This is a genomic window from Sulfurimonas sp. (assembly GCF_028694895.1).
In the GTDB taxonomy this organism is placed as follows: domain Bacteria; phylum Campylobacterota; class Campylobacteria; order Campylobacterales; family Sulfurimonadaceae; genus Sulfurimonas.
Window position 1 is genome coordinate 1 of the sequence record NZ_JAQVKA010000099.1, and the last position, 5,106, is coordinate 5,106.

Sequence of the window (5,106 nt, forward strand, 5' to 3'; positions counted from 1 at the left end):
GGTAGTTGTTGTATCTCCAGCACTTCTTAGCTCTTGTAACACTTCAAACCCGCTAGGTGCTGGTACATTGACATCAAACAGATATAAGTCATATCTGTTTACAAACGTCAAATCATACGCTTCTCTACCATTAGACGCTTTATGCACGTCATGACCTTCTGCTCTTAGGATACTTGTAATGGTTTGAGACAATATTTCATTATCTTCAAGGAGTAAAATTATTGCCACCTAATTTCTTTCATAATACTCTTTGTGGATTTATATTTAATGCTTGCTTAACCACTGGTGCTACAGAATAAATTGTAATTTTTTTATTTTTGCAATAAGTTGAATCTAGCCATAAAGAGAGCTCTTTAGCACCTTTGCTTGAGTTACAAGAAAAACAACATCTAGCAATATTTTCTATGGTAATTATTTTTGCATCATTAATAATGTGTTCCCAAGTTGCTATATTCTTTTTTGATTCTTTTGAATTTAAAAACTCAATGCCGCAGTAAACACAAACTTTATCTCTTTTTATAACTTCTTTTTCTAAGTATTCTGGGATATTCCATTGATTCATAATACAGCAACCCTTTGAAATTAGGCTAGTTTGTTAAAGAAAAGCCTCCAGAAAGGCTCTGGAAGCTAGATGTAGCTTAGGTATTAACCTAGTTTAGAGATGATAGCTGCTTCAACATCAGCTATGTTTGTTGTACCATCAACTGTTATGTATGTTAGCCCATCAATTTCATTCGCTTGATTCTTGTAGTAGCCTATTAATGGGCTTGTTTGCTCGTGATAAACTTTAAGGCGGTCTAGAACTACAGACTCTTTATCATCGTCTCTTTGAACTAAATCTTCGCCCGTGATGTCATCTTTGCCATCTACTTTTGGTGGGTTGTAAAGTATATGATAAGTTCTACCGCTCGGCAAGTGCGCACGACGGCCTGACATACGTTTTACTATCTCAGAATCTGGAACATCTATCTCTATAACTGCATCTATGTTTATACCTGCATTTGTAACTGCGTCTGCTTGAGCTAGTGTGCGAGGGAAACCATCAAGAAGATAACCGTTTTTACAATCATCTTCTTCAATTCTATCTTTTACAAGTCCTATAATAATCTCATCAGTTACAAGTTTACCTCTGTCCATAGCTTCTTTAGCCATCTTACCCATCTCTGTGCCAGCTTTTATAGCGGCTCTTAGCATATCTCCAGTAGAGATTTGAGGGATGTTATATCTTTTTGTTAAAAAGCCAGCCTGTGTGCCTTTTCCGGCTCCTGGCGCGCCAAGTAGTATTATTCTCATGATTTTCCTATCTGTTTTGTTGATAAAATTATATATAAACGAATTTAAAACTAGCAATAAAAAGAGCATAATCTTTTTATAAACTTATTTAAATTATTCGTTAATCTTCTTCAAATCCAAAGTCGTCTTCATCATCACCACTTTGCGCTTCTAAAATATCATCAATAAGCTCTTTACACTCATCTTCTTCCATATCCCCACTAGCTAAGTCTTGTAGTACATCTTGAAGGTCAGCTTTGAACTCTCTAAGATCTTCTATCTCTTCTTTTGCATCTGCGCTTGCTTCTTTATTATTAGAAATTTCTTCAAAAATCTCATCCAATCTCTCATCAATATCTGGAATAACATTTTTTGTTATTAACTCTTCTAATTGTTGTGCGTAAGACATATAAAACACCTTTTATAATTTAGTTTTACAATTATACTCTATCTAAGACTCTTCTAACAATCCCTAAACTATAATTTGTCAAAAAACAAGAGAGCAGTATGAATTTTTATGCTTGTATAATTGGTAGCGAGATACTCAATGGGCGTAGAGTAGATAAACACTTTGAATTTTTAAAAAATGAACTACAAAAATATGGACACGTGCTTTTTGCCTCTTTTATCATTAAAGATGATGTAGAACTTATAAAGAGCATATATAGACTTATAAAAGAAGATAAAAATAGCGTAATGTTCTCTTTTGGTGGTATTGGTGCCACTCCTGATGATTTAACAAGAGAGATAGCTGCAGAGATTTTTACAAATAAGCCACTGCAAAGACATAAAGAATTTAAACAAGACATAATTGATAGATTTAAAGAAGAAGCCTATCCACATAGGATTTTCATGGCAGATTTACCGCAAAACTCTAAACTACTTTTCAATCCAATAAACAACATGTCAGGTTTCTCCCTAGAAGATAGATACTTTTTTACCCCAGGATTTCCGCAAATGTCTCATCCGATGATAAGCACTGTTATAAAAGAGTTATTTAGCCATAGTATAAAAAAATACAGATTTACTCTGCTTGCGCAAACAAGTGAAAACACGTTAATTGAGGTTATGAAAGTCGTCCCAAGGGAGATAGAACTATCATCTCTTCCCATTTTAGGAGAAGGTGGTGCTTCAGTTGAAATCTCTTTATCCTACGAAGATGAAGATTACGTTAAGAGTTATTTTAATCTCTTTATTAAACATCTTAAAAAACTTGGTATTAAATATAATTTAATTTAATATTTATATAGCCGATATTCGTTATAATAACAAGTAAAAATCAAGGAGTGGAATCATGTTAGTTTGGTTATTCATACTTTTAACGGCAAGTATCTTTGTATATGTTGCTTATCGATTTTTTATTTCTGATAAGAAAAATCTACAAAAAAAGAGTGATTCTCACTATACTTTTAAAATTTAAGAGGTACAAATGATTGTAACTGTCAATAAAAATCATCATGCATTCAAAGGCCATAAGACACTTTTGGGTGCAAAATATGTTACATATGGAGAGCTTGAACTTCCACTAAGGTATGATATTTTTGCGCTTTATAATGGTTTTGACTGGGGTAACACTACTCTTGGAGCGCAACAACTTGCATTTTCTATACTATATCAAGTTGCAGATGAGGAGTTTGCTAGAGATAATATCTTAAAGTTTACACAAGAGATTGTTTCTACGTTTAATAATAGAGACTGGGTTATAACTGGATTTGACGTATTAAAATGGATAACTCAAAACAAAGAGACAAAAGTTATATCTAAAGAAAAACCTTTAAAAGAAGAAACATTAATCAAAGAAGAAAAGAAAAAAGATGATAATGAGCTAGTTTTAAAGCATGTGAGTGTTAAACAAGAGAAAAAACAAAAATCAAATGTTGTTAAAAGCGCATGTGAAGAGCTTGGCATTACGCAAAAAGAGCTTGCAGGCATTTTACAGATCCCAGAAGGAACTGTAAGTAGTTGGGCTGTTAAAAATGAGATTCCAAGACTTGGGAAAAAAGCTATAGAGTTTTATACACAAAATCAAAAAAATCAAAAGGTTATAGAAAATTATAAAAACTTTGTTAAGCTCTTAGATAACTAATTACGAAATTTAGTTATCTCGCATAGTTCTTATTTATCGGGGCTTTTTCATCATAATTTAGAAGCTTTAAAATAGTTTTTTTATTCATTTTTCTTGCAAAATCTATAACACTAATTCCTTTTGCATCAACAGCATCTGGATTTGCTCCCTGCTCCACTAAGAACTCTACCATCTCAACTCTGCCATAACAAACAGCAGCCATTAATGGCGTAAATTTACTTCTTCTTTGTGTAGTGTTTACATCAACACCTTGAGATATAAGATACTTTACTACCTCCATATTGTCATAAGTAATCGCCATATCAAAGATGCTAACACCCTCTTCATCAAAGTCAAAAATATCTGCACCAGACTCAATTAAAAGTGTAATTAAATCAAAATCACATCTATATCTAAGAGATGAGGCTAATACCGACTCACCGTTCTCATTTGCCTCATTTATATCGGCACCATCATTTACATACTTTTTTATACCAACTAGGTCATTTTTTTTTAAAAATTCAATCCATTTATTCATGAGCAAAGTATATACTAAATTATTATTAGGAATGTTTAAGTATAATGATTCTAACAAATCACTTAAGAGAGAACTTATGCAAATCATTCAAACTACAGAAGCTTTTAAAGCACTTATTCAAGATATAAAAACTTCAATTAAAGGTTATAAAGAGCCTTTAGCCTTTGGTATATGCAGAGTAGATATGGGACAATTAAACCTAGATAAAGCACTTCAAGCAACATATCCAGTGGTTAACTGGAATGAAAACCATGGTAGTGCTGCTATCTTTATCAAAGCACTTCAAGATCAAGGTATTAAGATAGATTTTACTCAAAGCGAAGTAGTTTGTAATATAAATAGCGCTTTTTTAAAGAGTTGTTTAAATGCTTTTACTCCTTATTCTGATGAGGCTTATGGTGATACTCATAAAAATATACAAGTTGTATCCACACTTTACAACCAGATAGTGACAAGTGGTTCAAAAGAAGGTGAGTTTAGAGTGACATTTATTTTTGCGGATAAAGCGTTAAAGAGCGTTGAAGCAGCATACTTAAAACTTTATGCTCTCTCATTAGCAAAGGTTGAAATTAGAAGTATAAATCTAGATAATATTTTTGGAGTACTTCCAAATGTTGCGTGGTCAGATGCAAAACCAATAGAACTAGAGTATCTTCGTGAGTTTGAAATTGAGTTAAAACTTGCGGATGAGTATCCGCATATAGATTTTATAGATAAATTCCCAAGATTTCTTGAGCATATCATTCCTGCTGATAATACACGTATACTCGATACTTCAAAAGTTAGATTAGGCGCACAATTAGCTGCTGGAACTACTGTTATGGCAGGAGCTGCTTATGTTAACTTCAATGCTGGAACAACAGGTGCAGTTATGATTGAGGGAAGAATCTCAAGCTCTGTCATTGTTGGTGCTGGAAGTGATATCGGTGGTGGTGCTTCTGTCTTAGGAGTTCTTAGCGGAACAGATGGAAATCCTATTACTATTGGCAAAAACGTTCTCTTAGGAGCAAATTCTACATGCGGAATCTCTTTAGGAGATGGTTGTATAATTGATGGAGGTTTGGCAGTTTTTACTGGTACAAAATTTCATCTCAATGATGCAGAATTAATAGAGATACGAAAAGCAAATCCTAAAACTAAATTTGACAACTATATGAAAGGGTGGGAGCTTGCTGGGTTAAAAAGTCTTCACTTTAGACAAAACTCACTAAATGGTCAATATGTTGTTCAA

At 33.1% G+C, this 5,106-nt stretch carries 8 protein-coding genes; 3 read left to right on the forward strand and 5 right to left on the reverse strand.

Features of this window, described 5'->3' with window-relative positions; translation table 11 throughout:
• The 4 genes from PHI38_RS08915 to PHI38_RS08930 all read right to left on the reverse strand — a co-directional run.
• The coding region (locus PHI38_RS08915; RefSeq protein ID WP_299855252.1) for a response regulator at nt 1-228 on the reverse strand (228 nt) is incomplete at its 3' end.
• A gap of 10 nt (nt 229-238) precedes the next feature.
• Nucleotides 239-562: an HNH endonuclease gene (locus PHI38_RS08920; protein ID WP_299855254.1), complete on the reverse strand. Its 324-nt coding sequence runs from the start codon at nt 560-562 to the stop codon at nt 239-241.
• Between the two features lie 83 nt (nt 563-645).
• Nucleotides 646-1,293 carry an adenylate kinase gene (gene adk, locus PHI38_RS08925; RefSeq protein WP_299855257.1) on the reverse strand — a complete coding sequence of 216 codons (648 nt, stop codon included), beginning with the start codon at nt 1,291-1,293 and terminating at the stop codon, nt 646-648.
• Nucleotides 1,294-1,393: 100 nt separating this feature from the next.
• Nucleotides 1,394-1,681, reverse strand: coding sequence for a hypothetical protein (locus PHI38_RS08930; protein WP_299855259.1), 288 nt, complete (start codon nt 1,679-1,681; stop codon nt 1,394-1,396).
• A 98-nt stretch (nt 1,682-1,779) separates the two neighbouring features.
• Here PHI38_RS08930 and PHI38_RS08935 point away from each other — a divergent pair, with 98 nt between their 5' ends.
• Both PHI38_RS08935 and PHI38_RS08940 read left to right on the forward strand, forming a co-directional pair.
• Nucleotides 1,780-2,511 carry a molybdopterin-binding protein gene (locus PHI38_RS08935; RefSeq protein WP_299855262.1) on the forward strand — a complete coding sequence of 244 codons (732 nt, stop codon included), beginning with the start codon at nt 1,780-1,782 and terminating at the stop codon, nt 2,509-2,511.
• 190 nt (nt 2,512-2,701) lie between these two features.
• Nucleotides 2,702-3,358 carry a DUF6166 domain-containing protein gene (locus tag PHI38_RS08940; RefSeq protein ID WP_299855265.1) on the forward strand — a complete coding sequence of 219 codons (657 nt, stop codon included), beginning with the start codon at nt 2,702-2,704 and terminating at the stop codon, nt 3,356-3,358.
• A 13-nt stretch (nt 3,359-3,371) separates the two neighbouring features.
• Here the strand turns inward: PHI38_RS08940 and PHI38_RS08945 are convergent, their stop codons facing one another.
• Nucleotides 3,372-3,875: an ankyrin repeat domain-containing protein gene (locus PHI38_RS08945; RefSeq protein ID WP_299855268.1), complete on the reverse strand. Its 504-nt coding sequence runs from the start codon at nt 3,873-3,875 to the stop codon at nt 3,372-3,374.
• 76 nt (nt 3,876-3,951) lie between these two features.
• Between PHI38_RS08945 and PHI38_RS08950 the strand changes: the two genes are divergently transcribed.
• Nucleotides 3,952-5,106, forward strand: a 1,155-nt coding sequence (locus PHI38_RS08950) for a tetrahydrodipicolinate N-succinyltransferase N-terminal domain-containing protein (RefSeq protein ID WP_299855271.1), incomplete at its 3' end; no start/stop codon positions are given.

What these genes read in the sequence shown, in the direction of transcription:
- PHI38_RS08920 (WP_299855254.1), bottom strand. Translation starts at nt 562, where the DNA reads ATGAATCAATGGAATATCCCAGAATACTTAGAAAAAGAAGTTATAAAA.
- adk (WP_299855257.1), bottom strand. Translation starts at nt 1,293, where the DNA reads ATGAGAATAATACTACTTGGCGCGCCAGGAGCCGGAAAAGGCACACAG.
- PHI38_RS08930 (WP_299855259.1), bottom strand. Translation starts at nt 1,681, where the DNA reads ATGTCTTACGCACAACAATTAGAAGAGTTAATAACAAAAAATGTTATT.
- PHI38_RS08935 (WP_299855262.1), top strand. Translation starts at nt 1,780, where the DNA reads ATGAATTTTTATGCTTGTATAATTGGTAGCGAGATACTCAATGGGCGT.
- PHI38_RS08940 (WP_299855265.1), top strand. Translation starts at nt 2,702, where the DNA reads ATGATTGTAACTGTCAATAAAAATCATCATGCATTCAAAGGCCATAAG.
- PHI38_RS08945 (WP_299855268.1), bottom strand. Translation starts at nt 3,875, where the DNA reads ATGAATAAATGGATTGAATTTTTAAAAAAAAATGACCTAGTTGGTATA.